Annotated in this window: 17 protein-coding genes; 8 read left to right on the forward strand and 9 right to left on the reverse strand. The window is 70.2% G+C overall.

Annotated elements, in window-relative coordinates; genetic code table 11:
* Window positions 1–13 precede the first annotated feature (13 nt).
* The 7 genes from OHB13_RS10560 to OHB13_RS10590 all read right to left on the reverse strand — a co-directional run bounded on the left by OHB13_RS10560 (window position 14) and on the right by OHB13_RS10590 (window position 8,205).
* On the reverse strand, window positions 14–1,996 hold the full coding sequence (locus OHB13_RS10560) for an acetoacetate--CoA ligase (RefSeq protein ID WP_328376887.1): 1,983 nt from the start codon (window positions 1,994–1,996) through the stop codon (window positions 14–16).
* Window positions 1,993–2,568: an RBBP9/YdeN family alpha/beta hydrolase gene (locus OHB13_RS10565; RefSeq protein WP_328376888.1), complete on the reverse strand. Its 576-nt coding sequence runs from the start codon at window positions 2,566–2,568 to the stop codon at window positions 1,993–1,995. Before OHB13_RS10565 ends, OHB13_RS10560 begins: the two co-directional genes overlap by 4 nt.
* Window positions 2,565–3,914, reverse strand: a complete 1,350-nt coding sequence (locus OHB13_RS10570; protein WP_328376889.1) for an MFS transporter — start codon at window positions 3,912–3,914, stop codon at window positions 2,565–2,567. Before OHB13_RS10570 ends, OHB13_RS10565 begins: the two co-directional genes overlap by 4 nt.
* 84 nt (window positions 3,915–3,998) lie before the next feature.
* Window positions 3,999–4,871 (reverse strand): TauD/TfdA dioxygenase family protein, encoded by an 873-nt coding sequence (locus tag OHB13_RS10575; protein WP_266857222.1) that lies wholly within the window; start codon window positions 4,869–4,871, stop codon window positions 3,999–4,001.
* A 15-nt stretch (window positions 4,872–4,886) separates the two neighbouring features.
* A complete protein-coding gene (locus OHB13_RS10580) occupies window positions 4,887–5,858 on the reverse strand; it encodes a quinone oxidoreductase family protein (protein ID WP_328376890.1) in 972 nt (323 codons plus the stop codon).
* Between the two features lie 180 nt (window positions 5,859–6,038).
* Window positions 6,039–7,097, reverse strand: coding sequence for a 3-keto-5-aminohexanoate cleavage protein (locus tag OHB13_RS10585; protein WP_266857219.1), 1,059 nt, complete (start codon window positions 7,095–7,097; stop codon window positions 6,039–6,041).
* A gap of 100 nt (window positions 7,098–7,197) precedes the next feature.
* Window positions 7,198–8,205: an AraC family transcriptional regulator ligand-binding domain-containing protein gene (locus OHB13_RS10590; RefSeq protein WP_328376891.1), complete on the reverse strand. Its 1,008-nt coding sequence runs from the start codon at window positions 8,203–8,205 to the stop codon at window positions 7,198–7,200.
* Window positions 8,206–8,358: 153 nt separating this feature from the next.
* Between OHB13_RS10590 and OHB13_RS10595 the strand changes: the two genes are divergently transcribed.
* From OHB13_RS10595 to OHB13_RS10610, 4 genes are all read left to right on the forward strand, one after another.
* A complete protein-coding gene (locus OHB13_RS10595; protein WP_328376892.1) occupies window positions 8,359–9,423 on the forward strand; it encodes a TauD/TfdA family dioxygenase in 1,065 nt (354 codons plus the stop codon).
* The gene (locus tag OHB13_RS10600) at window positions 9,420–10,907 is read left to right on the forward strand and encodes a long-chain-fatty-acid--CoA ligase (RefSeq protein WP_328376893.1); all 1,488 of its coding nucleotides are present in this window, start codon (window positions 9,420–9,422) and stop codon (window positions 10,905–10,907) included. The genes OHB13_RS10595 and OHB13_RS10600 overlap by 4 nt, the downstream gene beginning before the upstream one ends.
* Before the next feature lie 92 nt (window positions 10,908–10,999).
* Entirely contained in the window at window positions 11,000–11,581 is a 582-nt protein-coding gene (locus OHB13_RS10605) for an ArsR/SmtB family transcription factor (protein ID WP_266857211.1), read from the forward strand.
* 115 nt (window positions 11,582–11,696) lie between these two features.
* On the forward strand, window positions 11,697–13,010 hold the full coding sequence (locus tag OHB13_RS10610; protein WP_266857209.1) for an MFS transporter: 1,314 nt from the start codon (window positions 11,697–11,699) through the stop codon (window positions 13,008–13,010).
* Between the two features lie 61 nt (window positions 13,011–13,071).
* On the opposite strand, the gene OHB13_RS10615 is transcribed toward OHB13_RS10610, so the two are convergent.
* Entirely contained in the window at window positions 13,072–13,434 is a 363-nt protein-coding gene (locus OHB13_RS10615) for a hypothetical protein (RefSeq protein ID WP_266857207.1), read from the reverse strand.
* Window positions 13,435–13,542: 108 nt separating this feature from the next.
* Between OHB13_RS10615 and sigJ the strand changes: the two genes are divergently transcribed.
* Window positions 13,543–14,481, forward strand: a complete 939-nt coding sequence (sigJ, locus tag OHB13_RS10620) for an RNA polymerase sigma factor SigJ (protein ID WP_328376894.1) — start codon at window positions 13,543–13,545, stop codon at window positions 14,479–14,481.
* An 11-nt stretch (window positions 14,482–14,492) separates the two neighbouring features.
* On the opposite strand, the gene OHB13_RS10625 is transcribed toward sigJ, so the two are convergent.
* Window positions 14,493–15,287: an alpha/beta fold hydrolase gene (locus OHB13_RS10625; protein ID WP_328376895.1), complete on the reverse strand. Its 795-nt coding sequence runs from the start codon at window positions 15,285–15,287 to the stop codon at window positions 14,493–14,495.
* A gap of 112 nt (window positions 15,288–15,399) precedes the next feature.
* On the opposite strand from OHB13_RS10625, the gene OHB13_RS10630 reads away from it, so the two are divergent.
* The 3 genes from OHB13_RS10630 to OHB13_RS10640 all read left to right on the forward strand — a co-directional run bounded on the left by OHB13_RS10630 (window position 15,400) and on the right by OHB13_RS10640 (window position 19,016).
* Complete coding sequence (locus tag OHB13_RS10630; protein WP_328376896.1) at window positions 15,400–16,254, forward strand: AraC family transcriptional regulator; 855 nt, start codon at window positions 15,400–15,402, stop codon at window positions 16,252–16,254.
* A gap of 265 nt (window positions 16,255–16,519) precedes the next feature.
* Window positions 16,520–18,064 (forward strand): FMN-binding glutamate synthase family protein, encoded by a 1,545-nt coding sequence (locus OHB13_RS10635; protein WP_328376897.1) that lies wholly within the window; start codon window positions 16,520–16,522, stop codon window positions 18,062–18,064.
* 145 nt (window positions 18,065–18,209) lie between these two features.
* The gene (locus tag OHB13_RS10640) at window positions 18,210–19,016 is read left to right on the forward strand and encodes an alpha/beta hydrolase family protein (RefSeq protein ID WP_328376898.1); all 807 of its coding nucleotides are present in this window, start codon (window positions 18,210–18,212) and stop codon (window positions 19,014–19,016) included.
* Window positions 19,017–19,022 lie beyond the last annotated feature (6 nt).

The raw sequence follows: 19,022 nt of genomic DNA on the forward strand, positions 1-19,022 counted from the left end.
TCACCGGCGGCCCTCAGAGCTGGGCGGCGAACTCCGCGAACCACTCCAGCATTTCGGGGTGGGCGACGGCGCCTTCCGCGGACACATCGCAGACGCGGGCGCCCTGGAGGATGCGCTTCACCGGGACCTCCAGCTTCTTGCCGGTCAGGGTGCGCGGCACCGCCGCCACCTGCTCGATCCGGTCCGGTACATGACGCGGCGACAGCCGGTTGCGGATCGCGGTGGTGATCTCCTTCCGCAGGGCGTCGTCGAGCCGGGCGCCGTCGGCGAGGACGACGAACAGCGGCATGCTGTACCGCCCGTCGGACAGCTCGGCGCCGACGACAAGACTGTCGGCGATCTGCGGCAGCGGTTCGACGACCTCGTAGATATCGCCCGAACCCATCCGCACACCCATCCGGTTGAGCGTCGAGTCCGACCGGCCGGCCACCACCACCGTGAGGTCGGAGTCGAGGACGGCCCAGTCCCCGTGCCGCCACACCCCCGGATACACGTCGAAGTAGCTGGCGCGGTAGCGCTCCCCGCCGGGGTCGTCCACGAAGTGCAGAGGCATGGACGGCAGCGGGGCGGTGACCACCAGCTCGCCCTGTTCTCCGACGAGCGGCTGTCCTGCCGGGTCCCAGGAGGCGAGCGCGACCCCGAGCGCGGGGCACTGGATACGTCCGGCGCGCACCGGCAGCAGCGGGCTGCCGCCGGCGAGCACCGAGCAGATGTCGGTCCCGCCGCAGATCGACTGCACCCAGGCGCCGGGGACGAGGCGCTCGGCGGCCCAGTGCCAGGTGCTGACCGGCAGCGCCGAGCCGGTCTGCAGGACCGAGCGCACGGCGCTGAGGTCGGTCTCCGCCGCCGGATGCGCTCCCGCCGCCTCCGCGGCAGCCAGATAGGCCGCGCCGACTCCGACCATCGTCGCGCCGGTCTGCTCGGCGACCCGCCAGACCCCGTTGATGTCCGGGTAGCCGGGGCTGCCGTCGTACAGCACGATGGTGGACCCGTGCAGCAGGCCGGCGACCATGAGGTTCCAGACCATCCAGCTGGTGGAGGTATGGAAGAAGTAGCGGTCGTCGGCGCGCAGGTCGGAGCCCAGGCCGAGGGCCTTGAGCAGTTCGACGACGATGCCGCCGTGCCCCTGCACGATGCCCTTCGGCACACCCGTGGTGCCCGAGGACCACAGGATCCACAGCGGGTGGTCGAACGGGACGTCGGCGAAGTCGAGTTGGGCTCCCGGCCGTGCGAGCAGATCGGGCCAGACGTGCTGTGTCACCTCGGGCCGCTGCGACCACGGCGCTGCGGCCGATGACGGATGGAGGTGGCCGACCGCCACCAGGTGCCGGAGGGTGGGCAGCCCGTCCACGATCTCGGAGACCGCCGCACGGCGGTCGAACTCCTTCCCGCCGTGGTGGTAGCCGTCCGCCGCCAGCAGCACCGTCGGGCGCGCCTGGCGCAGGCGGGCGAGCACGCTCGGTGTGCCGAAGTCCGGCGAACACACCGTCCACACCGCGCCGATGGCGGCGGTGGCCAGCAGAGCGACCACGGCGTGCGGCGTGTTCGGCAGATAGCCGGCCACCCGGTCTCCGGGGCGCACCCCCATGTCCCTGAGGGCTGCGGCGAGGGCCGCCGTGTCGTGACGCAGTTGCTCCCAGGAGGTCTCGGCCGGTGTCCCGCCCTCCGACACGCTGATCAGGGCGGGGCGTGCGTCGGTGGCCTGTGCGAAGCAGCGTTCGGCGAAGTTGAGGCGTGCTCCGCGGAACCAGGTGGCCCCGGGCATCGACGGGTCGCCGAGCACCTCGTCGTAGCCGGTCACGGCGTCCAGCCCGTAGAACTCCCAGACCGCGGACCAGAATCCGGGCAGATCGGTGGTGCTCCACTCCCACAGCTCCGGGTAGCCGGGGAAGGACAGACCTCTGGTCCGGTCCAGCCAGCGCAGGAAGGCGGCGACGTTGGAGCCCTCGGTCTGGCTGGGACCGGGGGACCACAACACGTCGGTGGCGGTGCTCATCGGCCCTCCCCGCTGAGCTCGCGGACGTACTGCTCGGCCTGGGGCCACTCGCCGTACCCGGCCGCCGGGTTGAGGTGTCCGACCGGCCCGAGGTCGACCAGCCGGCTCCCCCACGCCCGGGCGAGCGCGGCGACCGGTGCGAAGCCGGCCAGGGGGTCGTCGGTGCTGGCCGCGACGATGCTCGGGAAGGGCAGCGGGGCGCGCGGCACCGGCAGCCAGCCGTTGGCGCCCAGGTCGTCGCGGCTGGGATGTCCTTCGGGCATGGGTGTTTCGAGATCCGGCGGGGTGGCCAGCAGAGCACCCTGGATCGGGCGCGTGTGGCGCTGCGCCCAGTGCGCGACCGTGATCACCCCGACGCTGTGCGCGACCAGGACGACCGGACCCGAGATCTCGGACAGCGCCTCGTCCAGGGCTGCGACCTGCACGTCGCAGCTGAGCCGGTCGGTCGTCACCGGTGCGACGGTACGGGCGCCGGGCAGCTTGTTGCCGAGGACGGTCTGCCAGTGCTCCGGTACGTGGTCACGCAGACCGGGAACGATCAGGAGGGCCGGTGGCGGTGCGACGGTGCTCATGGCTGGGACTCCAGTCCTGCCGGCGCGGCCTCGGGCAGCAAACCCAGGCGGCGCAGGTCTCGTGGGTAGTAGTGTCGGCCGATCGCGAAGGCGGCGCACGCCACTACCGCGACCAGCGGGATGAGGCGCAGCGCGCCGAGCAGACCGACGTGGTCGGCGAGCATGCCGGTCACCGTCGGGCCGGGGGCCAGGCCGAGCAGGCTGTTGGCCAGGGTGAGTGTGGCCATGGCGGTGGCGGCGACGGCGGCCGGGGTCAGATTGGCCACCATGGCGGCGGCCGGCCCGGCAGTGGCGTTGGACAGCAGGGCTCCGGCCGCGACCAGGGTGAGCTGCAGCGGCCCGGCGTGCAGGCCGAATCCGCACAGCAGCAGGGCGAAGGTGCCCACACTGCAGGTGATCGACACCGTCCACTTCCGGATCGGCGCGGTCCGGCTGAGCCTGTCCGACACCATCCCGCCGACGATCGTGCCGACGCCGGTGAACAGGGCGAATGCTCCGGCCACCAGGCCCGCCTTGGCGGACGGCATACCGTAGGAGCGGTTGAGGAAGGTGGGCATCCAGGCGAGCAGGGCCATCGCGATGAACATCTGCAGCCCGCTGCCGATGTAGGCGCAGACCACCGAGACCGAGGAGAACAGCCGCGGCAGCATCGTGCGCAACGGCGCCCGTTCGTCGGCCCCTCCCCGGCCGGCGTCCGAGACCATCGCCACCTGCGCCGCGAGTCTCCTCTCGGTGACCACGAACGCGTAGACCGCCGCCAGGGCCAGCCCGAAGAGCCCCATCACGGCGAAGGCCCAGCGCCAGCCGAGATGCTGGGCCAGCACACCGCCGACCGACACACCCAGGACGGTCCCGAACGCCCCGCCCCCCATGAACGCCCCGGAGAGCGTGGCCCGCAGGCGCGCGGGGAAGATGCTCAGCACCAACGCGATACCCACGCTGCCGTACGCCGCTTCCCCGGCACCGACGAAGAACCGCGCCACGAACATCTCCCCGTAGCTCGCCGAGATCGCGCAGCCCAGGGTCGCCAGGCTCCACACCGCCGCGGCTGCTACCAGACACCGGCTGCGCCCCCAGCGGTCCGCCAGCAGCGACAGCGGGAAGGTGAGCACTCCGACCATCAGGGCCACGATGCCGCTGAGCGAGCCCAACTGGCCGTCGGACAGCAGCCATTGGGCCTTGAGGTCGGGGAAGACCACATTGAGCACCTGTCGTGACATGTAGTCCGACAGCAGCAGCCCGAAGCTCAGGGCGAAGATCACCCAGGCGTAACGGCGGGAGGCGGCGGGCCGCGGTGGGACCGGAGATCTGTCCAGTGCGGCCGGACCGGCGGTATGCAGTCCCATGTGGGGTCACCTCTCCTTTGGGGCTCCCGGGGGGTCGGGGCTACTTCTCACACACGACCCAGGACCTTTCGTCCGGGTCAGGCTCTAGAACGGCTTGTCGCCGACGATCCCGGCGCGTTCCATCTTCCGGACGGCGGGCCAGTAGTCCTGGACGGCGTAGTGCTGGGTGGAGCGGTTGTCCCAGATGGCCACGCTGTTCTTCTGCCAGCGCCAGCGCACCTGGTACTCGGGCACGGCGGCCTGGCTCATCAGGTAGCTCAGGAGGTTGGCCGCGCCGGGTGCGTAGTCCTGCCCGAAGCGCACGTTCTCGGGGGTGTGGTAGTTGACGAAGTGAGTGGTGAAGGAGTTGACGAAGAGGATCTGTTCGCCGGTCTCCGGGTGGGTGCGCACCACCGGGTGCTCCGCGTCCGGGTAGCGCTCCTTCAGTGCGAGGCGTTTCTCGGCCGGCATGGCCGCACCGAAGGTCGCTTCGATGCTGTGCCGCGCACGCAGACCGGCGATCTGTGTCTTGATGTGCTCGGGCAGCCGGCGGTAGGCCTCGCCCATGTCGACCCAGATCGTGTCGCCGCCCACCGGCGGCGTCTCGACGGCGCGCAGCACCGCGCCCATGGGCGGGCACTCGCGCCAGGTCGCGTCGCAGTGCAGCGCGTTCTCGTAGTGCTCGGGCTTGCTGTCCAGGTCCTTGTAGATCCGGGCCAGCCCAGGGTGGTCGGGGTCGGCGACGACCACCGGGTGGTCCTCCAGCGGGCCGAAGCGCGAGGCGAAGGCGACGTGTTCGGAGCGGGTCATCTCCTGGTCGCGCAGGAACAGGACCTTGTACTTGAGGAGCAATTCCCTGATCTGGGCGAACAGTTCGCCGTCCTGCGCCGCGTCACCGAGCTGCACCCCGCTCAGCTCGGCACCGATGGTGCAGGTCAGTGGCTCGACTTGGATGGCTGTGCGGACCGTTTGCAGCATGGTGCGATCTCCTTCTCAGACAGTGAATACGGACGACCCGGTGGTCTTCCCGTCCTCCAGGTCGCGGTGCGCCTGCGCCGCGTCCTTCAACGCGTAGCGCTGGTTGATCTGGATCTTGATGCGGCCGGCCGCCACATGCCCGAACAGTTCGCCGGCCAGGGCATCCCGCTCGGCGGGGTCGGCGATGTAGTCGGCGAGCGCCGGCCGGGTCGCGAACAGCGAGCCGTGCAGGGCGAGTTGCATGGCGTCCAGCGGCGGCACCCCGGAGGTGGTGCCGAAGCAGACCAGCAGGCCGCGGCGGGCGAGCGAGGCCATGGACCCGGCGACGGTGTCCTTGCCGACGCTGTCGTAGACGACCGGCACCCCGGCGCCGCCGGTGATCTCGCGTACCCGCTCGGCCACGTTCTCCCGGCGGTAGTAGATGATGTGGTCGCAGCCGTTGGCGCGGGCGATCTCGCCCTTCTCCTCGCTGGATACGGTGCCGATCACGGTGACGCCGAGCAGCTTCGCCCACTGGCAGAAGATCAGGCCGACGCCGCCCGCGGCCGCGTGCAGCAGTACGGTGTCGCCCGCCTTGAGCGGGTAGATCCGGCGCAGGAGGTAGGAGGCGGTGAGACCCCGCATGGTCATCGCGGCGGCGGTCTCGCAGCTGATCTCGTCCGGCAGCTTGATCAGCGTGTCCGCGGGCATCACCCGCTCGGTGCTGTACGCCCCCAGCGGACTGCCGGTGTAGGTCACCCGGTCGCCCCCCGCGACGTGTGTGACACCCTCGCCCACCGCCTCCACCACGCCTGACGCCTCGACGCCCAGCCCACTGGGCCGCTGGGCGGGGTAGAGACCCGTACGCCAGTAGACGTCGGCGAAGTTGAGGCCGATGGCTTCGTGCCGGATCCGGACCTCGCCGGGGCCCGGGTCGCCGACGGTGGTCTCCTCCCATCGCAGGACGTCGGGGCCGCCGATTTCGTGGAAGCGAATGGCCTGTGCCATGAATGAGCTCCGTGTGCTGGTGTGTCGGTGTGGACTGCGGCGGTCGTGAGGTGAGCGACCGGTCCCGCGACCGCCGCCTTCGGGACCGGCTCCGCTCAGATCTGGGTTCTGCTCAGGCCTGGGTTCTGCTCAGGCCTGGGTGTTGCTCAGGCCTGGGTGTTGCTCAGGCCTGGGTGTTGCTCAGGCCTGGGTGTTGCGCAGCATGAAGCCGCGCTGTCCGGGGCGGCGGTTGGGGACCATGCCGAGCCGGTCCAGGGTTTCTTCGGTGCTGCTGTAGTGCTTGCCGATCTGGTAGATCTGCTTGGCCTCCGGGCCGGAGGCGACGTCGCGGCCCACGGAGTCGGCGATGCGGACCATCTGCTCGACCTGCTCGACGGAGCTCATCCGTTCGCCCTTGCGCCGCCAGAGGTTGTCCTCGTTCCCGACGCGTACGTGCACGCCCAGCGCGATCGCGACGGCGTTCATCGGTGCCACCGCGCGCATGGAGCTCTCGATGGTGAGGACGGCGCCGTCCGGGACGCGGCGGATGAATTCGACCAGGTCGGCGGGGTGGCGTCCGGCGAAACCGCCGCCGATGGCAACGTAGTTGAGGACCATCGGGCCGGTGTACACACCCGAGCGGATGAGCCGTTCCACCGTCTCCAGCTGGGCCAGGGTGGCGAGCTGGAAGTGCGGCTGGATGCCGCTGGCGTGCAGCCGCTTGAGGTGTTCGAGGTAGAAGTCCGGGCCGGCCTCGACGACCATGTCGCGGTAGGCCCGGTAGAAGTCGGGCTTGGCGATGGAGGTGCCTTCGAGGTCGTCGTCGGACATGATCTCGACGATGTTCATCTGGCTGGTGTTGATCGCGATCGTCACCTGGTCCGGTGCGGGGGTGAGATCGGCCAGCATGTGGCGGGTGTCGTAGCTGAGCCACTTGGCGTCGGCGCCCTCGTCCTCGGGGGCGAAGGAGATCGACCCGCCGATCTGGAGGACCATGTCCGGGACGGCTTCGCGGAGCCGGGAGAGCAGCTCGTTGAACATGGACATGCGCTTGGATCCGTGGCCGTTCAGCTCGCGGACGTGGATGTGCAGCACGGTCGCGCCGGCGTTGTAGCAGTCGACAGCCGCCTGGACATGCTCGTCCATGGTGAGCGGGAGGTCGTCCGCGTCGCCCGGCAGCCACTCGGGCCCGTAGGGGGCGACCTGGATCACCAGTTTCTCCTGGTTCTCCGGCAGCAGGGAATCGTCATGGAAGTGCACGGTGGGCCCTCTTTCATCGGGTGGAGCCGTGGGTCTCTGGCCTTGCGGTAGTGCCACGCTAGGACCCGGCAGCGCCCGATTCTTAACCGTGCGGGACTATTCACTTGCCCATTCGGGACCTGGACCGCCACTCCCGGGGACTGCATCCGAATCGCTCGCGGAACCAGCGCGAGAAGGCGCTCGGCGCGGAGAACCCCAGGAGATCGGAGATCTCCGTGAAGGAGCGGCGCGGATTCGCCACGAACTGCTCCGCCAGGCGGGCGCGCACCGCGTTGAGCAGGGAGGAGAACGATTCCCCGGATTCCGCCAGATGCCGGTGCACCGTCCTGCGGTCGACGCTGAGGCTGTGCGCCACCTGCTCGATCGAACAGCGGCCGGTGGGCAGCAGCACCTCGATCACGCCCACCACCCGGTCCTGCACGGAGGTGTCCCGGGAGACCGCGACCGAGTCGAAGTACTGCCGCGCGTAGCTTCGCAACTGCGGGTCGGGCTCCGGATTGGCGGTGTCCAGGTCTCCGGAGTAGCAGAGGATTCCGTTGAACTCGCGGTCGAACTCGACGGCGGGGCCGAAGAAGCGCCGGTGCGCGGCGAGGTCCGCGGGAGGCTGATGGGTGAAGCACACCGCCAACGGCTGCCAGCGGTCGCCGAGGAAGTGCCGGAGCACATGGTGGTACGTGCCGACGGCGAGCTCGGTGGACTGGCGGCAGGGCAGCGGTTCTCCCAGGTCCAGATCCACCTTGAGCGTGGCCAGTCCCTCGGCCTCGGCCAGCCGGGTGTGCAGCGCTTCGTTGTACATGCGCTCGTAGCGGATGAGCAGCTCCAGCGCGCTCCGGGCAGTCGGCTCCTCGCGGGCCACCAGGCCGATCGGGCCGAGGTTGGAGAACCGGCGGCGCTCGGCCAGGCGCAGGCCGAAGTCCTCCCGGCCGGACGCCTCCGCCGACAGTTCGAGCAGCCGGACCACCGCAGCGCCCGGGGCCCACCGGTCCTGGACCGCGAGGCCGCTGATGTCCAGCCCCATGCTCCGCATCAGGGCCCGTGGATCGATGTTGAGCGAACGGCACAGCTCGGCGTAGCTGCTCAATGACGCGTAGCGGACCAGCGGCTTCACAGACGCACTCCCTCGTGCACTCCTCTGAGCGATGTCCCCAAGTGATAAGTCCATCGTCACTTCAGGTCAAGACTCTGTGCAGAACATGACCTAGCGTGGCGGCACCGATTCGACCGTGGAGGAGCCCTCCACCGTGATGCCAGAGAGGCCGTCATGACCGGCGTGAGCAGTGTGCTGCGCCGGCCCCTCAGCGGGCCGGCCGCATGGAACGGTCCGGATCTCCACAACACCTCGCAGTGGGGGCTGCGTCTCTCGGTGCCGCAGCTCCGTGAGATCGACGAGGCTCTGCGGGCCGCGCGCGCACGAGGCACCCCGCTCCTCAAACTGCGTGCCGCCGACTTCCCCCTGCCGTCCCTGGCGGGGGAACTGGCCGCAATCAACGACGTACTGGAGCACGGGCGAGGTTTCGCGCTCATCTCCGGACTGCCGGTCGCACAGTACGGCGAGGCGGCGGCGAGCACTGTCCTGTGGGGTCTCGGGCAGCATCTGGGCATCCCCGTCTCGCAGAACGCCGCAGGCCAGATGCTCGGCCACGTCCGCGACACCGGCCGCACCCTGGCCGATCCCGCGACGCGCGGCTATCAGACCCGGGGGCGCCTGCCGTTCCACACCGACACGGCCGATGTGCTGGCACTGCTGTGCCTGCGCCCGGCCCGCTCCGGGGCCCAGCTGTCCCTGGTCTCCTCGGCAGCGGTCCACAATCGCGTGCTGGCGCGGCGGCCCGACCTGGTCGAACGCCTGTACCGCCGGTACTGCTTCGACCGCCGGGAGGAGCAGAGTGCCGGTGAACTCCCTTACTACCGGGCGCCGCTGGCGTCCTGGCACCAGGGCAGGCTCAGCCTGCGTTACCACCGCTGCTACCTCGAATCGGCGCAGCGCTTCCCCGACGTACCGCGGCTGACGCGGGCCGACCGGGAGCTGTTCGACCTGCTGGACGAGCTGACAGCTGCCCAGGACCTCCGGCTGGACCTCGATCTCCGGGCCGGCGATCTGCTCCTGGTCAACAACCACGCGGCGCTGCACGCCCGCACCGAGTTCGAGGACGGCGACGTGCCCGAGGAGCAGCGCCACCTGCTTCGGCTCTGGCTGACCCCGTGGCAGAAACGCGACCTGCCGGCGGACTTCTGGGGCGACCCGCACGATGCCTGCGACCGTCGCGGCCGTGGCGGGGTCGCACCCCGCGACGTGATCGCGAGAGCGAAAGGGATATCCGCATGACCAACCTCGCCACCCTGCTGGCGGCCTCGGCCCACACCTACGGCGACCGCCCGGCCGTGCGCCAGGACGACACCGTGCTCAGCTATGCGCAGCTCGACGCGGCCTGTGCCCGGGTGGCCGCGCTGCTGCGCACCGCCGGGGTGGGACCGGGTGACCGCGTCGCGCTCTGTCTGCCCAACACCCCCGACTTCCCGGTCGCCTACTACGGAGTCCTGCGCGCCGGCGGTGTCGTGGTGCCGCTCAATCCCCTGCTGAAGGCGCGCGAAGCGGCCTTCGCCCTGCGCGACTCGGGCGCTTCGATGGTGCTGGCGCATTCGCAGGCAGCCGAAGAGGCCGCCGCGGCCGCGGCGCAGACCGGGGTCGAATGCCTGGTCATGGACTCGGACGCGGGCGCCGCCCGGTTGCGGGCCGTCGAGCCCCGCCCGGAGACCGTCGAGCGGTCGGAGAGCGACACCGCGGTCATCCTCTACACCTCCGGCACGACCGGGACCCCCAAGGGCGCGGAACTGACGCACCGCAACCTGATGACCAACGCGGCCACGGCGACCGAGACCGTACTCCAACTAGGCCCGGACGACGTGCTGTTCGGGGGCCTCCCGCTGTTCCATGCCTTCGGGCAGACCTGTGCGCTCAACACCGCCGTCGCCTCCGGAGCATCCCTGACGCTGCTCCCGCGCTTCGAGCCGCAGCGAGCGCTGGACATCCTGCGCCGGGACGCCGTCACCGTCTTCCTCGGTGTACCCACGATGTACACCTCGCTGCTCCGCACCGGGACGCCGGCCGCCACCGCGCTCCCCGCGCTGCGCCTGGCGGTGTCCGGCGGCGCCTCACTGCCCGTCGAGGTGCTGCACGGATTCGAGCGCGAGTTCGACGTCCCCGTACTGGAGGGTTACGGGCTGTCGGAGACCTCGCCGGTGGTCTCCTTCAACCCCGTGGACCGGCCGCGCAAGCCCGGGTCGATCGGCCGTCCGATCCGCGGGGTCGAGATGAAGCTCGTGACCGGGGACGGCACCGTCGCGGGCCCCGGTGAGGTCGGCGAGATCGCGATCCGCGGGGACGACGTGATGAAGGGCTACTGGAACCGCCCCGAGGCGACCGCGGAAGCCATCCGCGACGGGTGGTTCGCGAGCGGAGACCTGGCGCGGGTCGACGAGGAGGGTTACTACTTCATCGTCGACCGGAAGAAGGACCTCATCATCCGCGGCGGCTACAACGTCTACCCGCGCGAGATCGAGGAGGTTCTCTACGAGCACCCGGCCGTCGCCGAAGCCGCCGTGGTCGGCGTACCGCACGAGCTGCACGGACAGGAGGTGGCCGCGGCGGTCACGCTCCGTCCGGGCGTCCGCGCCACGGCCGAGGAACTGCGCGCCTATGTGCGGGAGCGGGTGGCCCCGTACAAATACCCCCGTATCGTCACGCTCGCGGAGAGCCTGCCCAAGGGCGCGACCGGCAAGATCCTCAAGCGGGAGATCGTGATCGGGTAGCGGCTCGACCGTGACCGGGAGGACGGGTGCAGCTCGTGGGCGACCAGGAAGGTGACGGCGGGCCGCTCCCCCGGCCCGGTTACGCTGCCGGTATGGCCAGCCAGAAGCCCGTACGTACCATCGACGCCCGCAGCCTGCGCGCCCTCGCGCACCCGCTGCGGGTACGCATCATGGAGTCGCTGCGCCGCGACGGACCGGCGACGTCCACCACGCTGGCCGAGGAGTTCGGCGAGAGCACCGGCACGGTGAGCTGGCATCTGCGGCAGCTCGCCGAGCACCGCTTCATCGAGGAGGACGTGGAGCGCGGCACCAGGCGGGAGCGCTGGTGGCGGGCGGTGGAGGACCGACAGGTGCTGCACACAGGGGAGTTGAGCAAGGAGGATCCTTCGGCGCGTGTCGCCGTGGACGCGTATGTCCAGGAGCTCCTCCAGCTCTACTTCCAGCGGGCGTCCGCGTATGCCGCCCAGGAGTGGCCGGCCGAGTGGGAGAGCGCGGGCACCATCGCCAACTGGGACGATCTGCGGCTGACACCGGCACGGCTGCGGGAGCTGAACGACGAGCTGATGGCCGTGGTCGACAAGTACTACCCGGCGGCGGGCGAAGCACCCGCACCCGGATCGCTGCCGATCAGCATCCAGCTCCAGTCGTTCGCGCGCTATGAGGGCAGGAGCTAGAGCAGAAGCCGGATCCGAGACACCGGATCCGAGAGACCCCCGCCCCGGAAAATATTGCAGAGGACTCTCTGCAAACCACTTTGCAGAGAGTCCTCTGCAAGCTACCTTCATACGTATGCCGACTTCGGGTACGCCAGCGCGCTCCACCCCCCGCAGCCTCCTGCTGCGCAACCGCGATTTCCGCCTCCTCTGGACGGGCTCGACCACCGGGAAGTACGGCGCGTCGGTCACTTCCGTCGCCCTGCCCCTGGTCGCGGTCACTCTGCTGCACGCCTCCACCCTCCAGGTGGGCCTGCTCACCGCCGCGACCTGGCTGCCCTGGCTGCTCATCGGGCTGCCCGCCGGAGCCTGGGTGGACCGGCTGCCGCGCCGCCCGGTCATGCTCACCGCCGACGCCGCCGCACTACTGCTCTTCGCCGGGATACCCGTCGCCGCCTGGACGGGGCTGCTCTCGATCGGCTATCTGCTGGCCACGGCGGTACTGGCCGGCACGGCGACCGTCTTCTTCCAGACCGCGTACACCGCGCTGCTCCCCCATCTCGTCGCCTCGGCGGACCAGGCGGAGGGCAACTCCAAGCTGCACGGCAGCGAGTCGGCGGCCCAGCTCGCCGGGTTCGGTTCGGGCGGCTTCCTGGTCCAGGCGGTCGGCGCGGCGAACGGGCTGTTCGTGAACGCGGCGACGTTCGCGGTGTCCTTCCTCTGCGTCCTGCGCATCAAGCACCGCGAGCCGCGCGGCCCGGAGGTCACGCGTTCGCGGGGAGCGCTCGGCCGGGAGATCCGCACCGGGCTGCGGCTGACCTTCGGCGACCCGTATCTGCGCGCCATGGCCGTAACGGGCGGTGCGTCCAACCTGGCGCTGATGGCGTACCAGTCGATCCTGGTGGTCTTCCTGGTCCGCGAGGTCCACCTCGCGTCGGGGACCATCGGCGCCCTGATGACCGCAGGCGGCATCGGCGGCATCGTCGGCGCCTTCGCCGCCCGCCGGGTCGCCGCCCGGATCGGCAGCGCCCGTGCCCTGATCTTCTTCCAACTGGCCGTGCCCTCGCTGGCGCTCCTCATCCCGCTGACGACGCCGGGGTTCGGCCTGGTGCTCTTCGTGATCGGCTACACCTCGGTGTCCATCGGGGTGATCGCGGCGAACATCATCGCCTCGACCTTCCGTCAGCAGTACTGCCCCAAGGACATGCTGGGCCGGATCTCTGCTTCGGCCGCGTTCCTCAACTACGGCACCATCCCGCTCGGAGCGGTCCTCGGCGGCGCGCTCGGCGAGGCGCTGGGGACCCGCACCGCACTGTGGATCACCATCGCCGGGCTGCCCGTCGCCGCGTCGCTCCTCTGGTTCTCCCCGATCCGGCGCACCCGCGATCTGCCGACCGGGCCTCCGGCCACCACTCCGGCCCCCCGGCCGGAGGCGGAGCCCGCGCTCTGAAGCGGGCGGCGGGCCCTGCGCACCGGAGACTCCAGCGCTGGAGGGTTCAGCGCTGGAGTCTTCAGCGCCGGGCCAGCGCCAGCACGCTCAGCCCGAACATCAGGACTCCCAGGGGCAGATGGACCGACGGTATGTGCGCGATGCCGAGCACCACCTGGACCGAGGCGAGGACAAGGAAGCCGGTCGCGTGCAGAACGGGCCGGGGCGAGCCGCCGCCCGGCTTCCACGCCAGCACCGCCGCGAGGACGTACAGCATCGACGCCCCGTACATCACCCGGGCTCCGACACTGTGCAGCGTCTCGCCATAGGACGAGGTCAACAGCAGCCCGGCGGTGACCGCTTGAAGGAAGATGGTGAGGGTCTGCAGGGCGATCGCGATCTGCAGAAACGAGAAGCTGCGCGGTGCCGTCGCCTGGGTGGCCATGTCACGGTCCTCCTGTTCCGCCCGGGGGCGGTGGATCGATAAGGTCTCACCAGCCCGACGACGCGGGCCTGCGAAAGGTAAGGCGAGCAGCCGGCCGGGGGCGTGGGGATGGCGGGGACGAGCACCGAGGGGACCGCCGGTGAGACAGCTGGTGAGGCAGCCGGTGAGGCAGCTGGTGAGCGGCGCCAACTGATCAATGTCGCCTACCGGTTGCTCGGCTCACTGGCCGAGGCCGAGGACGCCGTGCAGGAGGCCTACACGCGCTGGTACGCGCTGTCACGGAGCGGGCGGGAGGAGATCGTGTCCCCCGGCGCCTGGCTGACGACGGTGACCGGCCGCATCTGCCTGGACGTGCTCGGCTCGGCGCGGGCCCGGCGTGAACGCTACGTCGGCGCGTGGCTGCCCGAGCCACTGCCCGACCCCGCCGGGTGGGACCGGGGCCATGGCACGGACCCCGCCGACCCCGCCGACCTGATGGTCCTGGACGAATCGGTGACCATGGCCTTCCTCGTCGTACTGGAGTCGATGACGCCCGCCGAGCGCGTGGCGCTGGTCCTGCACGATGTCTTCCGTTACCCGTTCGCCGAGATCGCCGGCGTCCTCGGCCGGACCCCCGCGGCCTGCAAGCAGCTGGCGGCGTCCGCCCGGCGGCGGACGCGCACCGCACGCGCTCCGGTGACGGAGCCCGGACAGGCCGACGCGGTGCGGCGCGTCAAAGAGGCCTGGGAGACGAAGAACATCCCGGCCCTCGTCGACCTCCTCGACCCGGCCGCCGTGATGACCGCCGACGGCGGCGGCATGGCCGGTGCGGCCCTGCGCCCGGTCGAAGGCGGCGCGCGCATCGCCCAGTACATGGTGGCCATCGCCGACAGGGCTCCGGGGCTCGAACTCCTGGAGCGGTCGGTCAACGGCACGCCGGGCCTGGTGGCCCGGCGTGCCGGCGTCGTCCTGACCGTGGCCTCGTTCGATGTCGCCGACGGCCAGGTCACCCGGATCTGGGCGGTCCGCAATCCGGAGAAGCTACGGCCCTGGGCGCGGGAGAGCTAGGCCCTGTCCGGTCACCGAACTGGCCTCGCGCCTCCCACCGGTGCGAAGGTGGTGATGGCCTCGACGAGCTCGGCCGGAGCTTCCAGCGGGATCAGGTGACCCGAGTCCGGGATCACCGTGAAGTCGGCTCCGGAGAGGTAGGGCACCAGGTTGTCACGGAGCACGTCGACGGGCTCGACGTGGTCGTTCTCTCCGGCGACGACGAGCGCGGGGACGCTGATCATGCGGGTATACCCGGTGATGTCCTCCGCGATGCCGCGCAGCGGCCACTCCATGCGGGCGGCATCGGTGCCGGCACGCGAATCGGCCGCAATCTGCGCCTTGACCGATTCGGGCAGCTCGGTCGCGGTGAGAACGGTGTCCCGTGCACCGGCGACGGACTCGTCGGAATCGTAGGCGTGGGACAGACCCTCCCGGTAGTCGGGAGTGATCTCCGCGGCGGGCTTCGCCGGACCGGAGCCGACGAGGATGATCCCGCGGAGGCCGGTGGGCCGGGTCGCCGCGATCAGCTGCGCGACCTTGCCACCCATGGAATGTCCGACGAGGACATAGTCGGTGACACCGGCGTCCGCGATCACGTCGAGCGTGTCGTCCGCGAGCCGGCGGAGGGTGCAGGGGCCGGGCAGGCTGCTTGAGCGGCTCCACCCGCGGAAGTCGGCAGTCAGTACGTCACGACCCGCGAGGCGGTCGACGACCAGGTCCCAGGTGCGGGCGGAACCACCCCAGTAGTGCAGGAACACCAGGGTCGGTCCGGTCCCCGGCCGGTGGTCGTAAGCGGGCAGCTGTGGCTGCTGTGTCGCGTTCATCGCCATTCCCTCGATCAGTGTTCTGCGGCGGAACTACCGCGTACCCATTGAAGGCCCGTGACTCTTCGAGGGCATCGGCACGACTGGTCGCCCGATGGTGGAAACTGGACACATGACCGCGATCCGGCAGATGACCTATCAGCCCGTCGGGCACGGTGCCGCCGCTGTCGAGACGATGACGTTCGGCCGCCTTCGCGAGCTGAACGACGGCGGCACGCAACGTGCCGACTTCCACGTCCTCGCCGTCGTCGACGCCGGACACGGGTCCGTCACGGTGGACTTCCTCCGGCACCCGCTCAGGGAGCGGTCCGCGGTCTGGGTCACTCCTGGCGCGGTGCACCGATGGGACGACATCGCCCGCGTGGCAGGGCACGTCGTACTGTTCGTCCCGACCGCACCGGTCACCCTGGCCACCCGGGAGCTCGTCGCGTCCCCGGACCTGGTCGCACAGTGGAGCATTCCCGACGCCGACTGGCCGTTCGTCGACACCGCACGGAACCATCTCCTCCTCGAAGCGTCCGCCCCGCCCGGAGACACACCGACGGAGCTGCCCGAGATCCTGCTCTCCGCGCTCATCGCCCGGCTCCGGCCACCGCACGGCGAAGTACAGCCGTCGAATCCGGTGTTCCGGCTGTTCCGGTCCAGCGTCGAAGCACACTTCCGGGAACACCATGACGCCGGCTACTACGCCCGGGCCCTGGGATACGCGCCCCGCACCCTCTCCAGAGCGGTGCAGCAGGTCACCGGCCGCACCGCGAAGGCATACCTCACCGACCGGATCGCCCTGGAAGCCAGACGGCTCCTCGCGCACGACCGCCTCACGGCGGCCCACTGCGCCGGCACACTCGGCTTCCCCGACGCCTCCAACTTCTCGGTGTTCTTCCAGAAGGCGACAGGCATGCGCCCGGGCGCATGGCAGACAACGGAGATGGCGCGGCGTTCGCCTCACCCTGCGCGGCGTTCTTGAGAACGGTCACTCGACGATCACAGAGCTGCGACGCCCCGTGATCGCCAGGTAGCTCTGTGCCCGTGCTGTCGGCACGGCCCGCCCACCGCTGGGCTGCCGCCCCACCCGACGACCCTGGTCACTGGCCGCCCTCGCGGACTCCTAATATTTACTCTCGTGTTCTCCGACGGACGCCGACACCGCTTGGTCGTGCCCGCCGCCCAACGCCCGACACGACGACCCCATCGCACGGCGATGGAGTCGAGCACCGAGGAGAGGAACGTTCATGCGCGCCCGGAGTATCGCTACGGCCACCGCAACAGCACTGGCGCTGGTGGCAGCCCGCGACCTCGTCCAGAAGAAGCACGCATTGCTCCGGAACTTCCCGGTGATCGGGCACGCCCGCTACCTGCTGGAGACGATCGGGCCGGAGCTGCGGCAGTACATCGTGACCTCCAACGACGAGGAGCGCCCCTTCAGCCGTGATCAGCGCACCTGGATCTACGCGTCGGCGAAGGAGGAGAACAACTACTTCGGGTTCGGAACCGACAATGACGTCGAGCACATGCAGGGCCACGCATACCTGAAGCAGCGCACGTTCGCCGGCCCGCTGCCCGACGCGCACGACCCGCAGGCCCCGCTGCCCTCGGCCAAGGTGCTGGGCGGGCCGCGCGGGCGCGCCAAGGCGTTCCGGCCGGCGAGCGTGGTGAACATCTCGGCGATGAGCTTCGGATCGCTCTCCGGCGCGGCGATCACGGCGCTCAACAAGGGAGCGGCGCTGGCGGGCACGCTGCAGAACACGGGCGAGGGCGGCCTCTCGCCGTACCACCGCAATGGCGGCGACCTCATCCTTCAGATCGGTACGGCTTACTTCGGCTGCCGCAACGAGGACGGCAGCTTCAGCATCGACAAGCTCAAGGACGTCGTCGCCGGCGCCCCGGTCAAGGCGATAGAGATCAAGCTCTCCCAGGGCGCCAAGCCCGGTCTTGGCGGGATGCTGCCGGCCGCGAAGGTGACCCCGGAGATCGCCGACATTCGCGGCATCCCGCTCGGCAAGGACTGCGCGTCCCCGTCGCGGCACACCGCGTTCAGCGACGTCGACTCGATGCTCGACTTCGTCGAACTGCTCGCCACCGAGACCGGCCTGCCGGTCGGGGTCAAGAGCGCGGTCGGCGAGATGGACTTCTGGCAGGAGCTGGCCACGCTGATGGCGCGGGGTGACCGCGGTGTCGACTTCGTGACCATCGACGGCGGCGAGGGCGGCACCGGGGCGGCGCCGCTGACCTTCAGCGACTCGGTGTCGCTGCCGTTCAGGATGGGCTTCTCCCGGGTCTACGGCACCTTCGCCGAGCTGGGGCTGACCGACGACCTGACCTTCATCGCCTCCGGCAAGCTCGGCCTGCCCGAGAACGCCGCGGTCGCCTTCGCTCTGGGTGCCGACATGATCAATGTGGCGCGTGAGGCGATGCTGTCGATCGGCTGCATCCAGTCGCAGAAGTGCCACACCGACAAGTGCCCCACCGGTATCGCCACCCAGAACCCGCGGCTGGCCCGCGGCATCGACCCGACGTCGAAGTCCACCCGGGCCGCCGTCTACCTGCGCACCCTGCGCAGGGAGCTGATGAAGATCTCGGGGGCCGTCGGCGTCGCCCACCCGGCGCTCATCACAGCCAACGATATCGAGATCATGAACGGCGATTACGACGCCCGCACCCTGGCCGGCGTCTACGGCTACAAGGACGGCTGGGGCGAGCTCGGCCCGCACCTCGTCAATGAGATCACCGCGCTGGTCGCCACCGATTCGGCCCCCGAGCCGAAGCCGGGCGTCTGACACTCAGGAGGGCGACGAGCACCGCGCTCGCCGCTCTCCCTGCCCGGAGCACGCGCGTGGCACCGGCCGGTACCGCCCTCGTCTCCTCTGCCCTGCGCATGCCCACGAACAGTCCACGAACAGTCCACGCTTAGGTGATCACAACATGCCCGAAAAAGTGAGATTCCGGAGCACCGTCGGCCCCGAACTGGCCGGATCGATCGACCTGCCGGAGGGCGAGATCCGGGGCTGGGGACTCTTCGTACACGGATTCACCCTCGGCAAGGACTCACCGGCCGCCTCGCGCGTCAGCAAGCAGCTGGCACGCGAAGGGATCGGAATGCTGCGCTACGACAACCTCGGGATCGGGGACTCCGACGGCGACTGGGGCGACGGTTCCTTCACCATCAAGGTCCAGGACACGGTCCGTGCGGCAGCCCTGATGGCGGAGCGAGGGACTCCGGTGGACCTGCTGGTGGGGCACTCATGGGGAGGCGCCGCCGTTCTGGCCGCAGCGGCCGAGATAACCGGCGTCCGCGCGATCGCCACCATCGGCGCGCCCATCGACCCCAGCCATGTCGAGCGGCAGTACGACGCGGTCATGGACCGCGTCCTCAGCGAGGGGGCGCACGAGTGGTTCGTCGGCGGGAGGACCCTGGTCCTCAAGCGCGCCTTCGTCGAAGACGTCCACCATGCTCATCTGCGCGACCGGATAGGCGAGTTGAACCTGCCACTCGTCGTCCTGCACTCGCCTACCGACTCCACCGTCGACATCGACAACGCCGGGGAGATCTTCCGCGAGGCACGACACCCGCGAAGCTTCGTCTCGCTCGAAGGAGCGGACCATCTCCTGACCGCACGGGGACAGGCGCAGCGTGCCGCCCACATCATCAGCGCCTGGGCCGACCAGTACATCCACGGGTCACGGCCCGCGGACAAGACGTCCCAGGTGCCCTCCAGCCTGCCGGCGTGATATTCA

Source organism: Streptomyces sp. NBC_00440 (genome assembly GCF_036014215.1).
Lineage (GTDB): Bacteria > Actinomycetota > Actinomycetes > Streptomycetales > Streptomycetaceae > Streptomyces.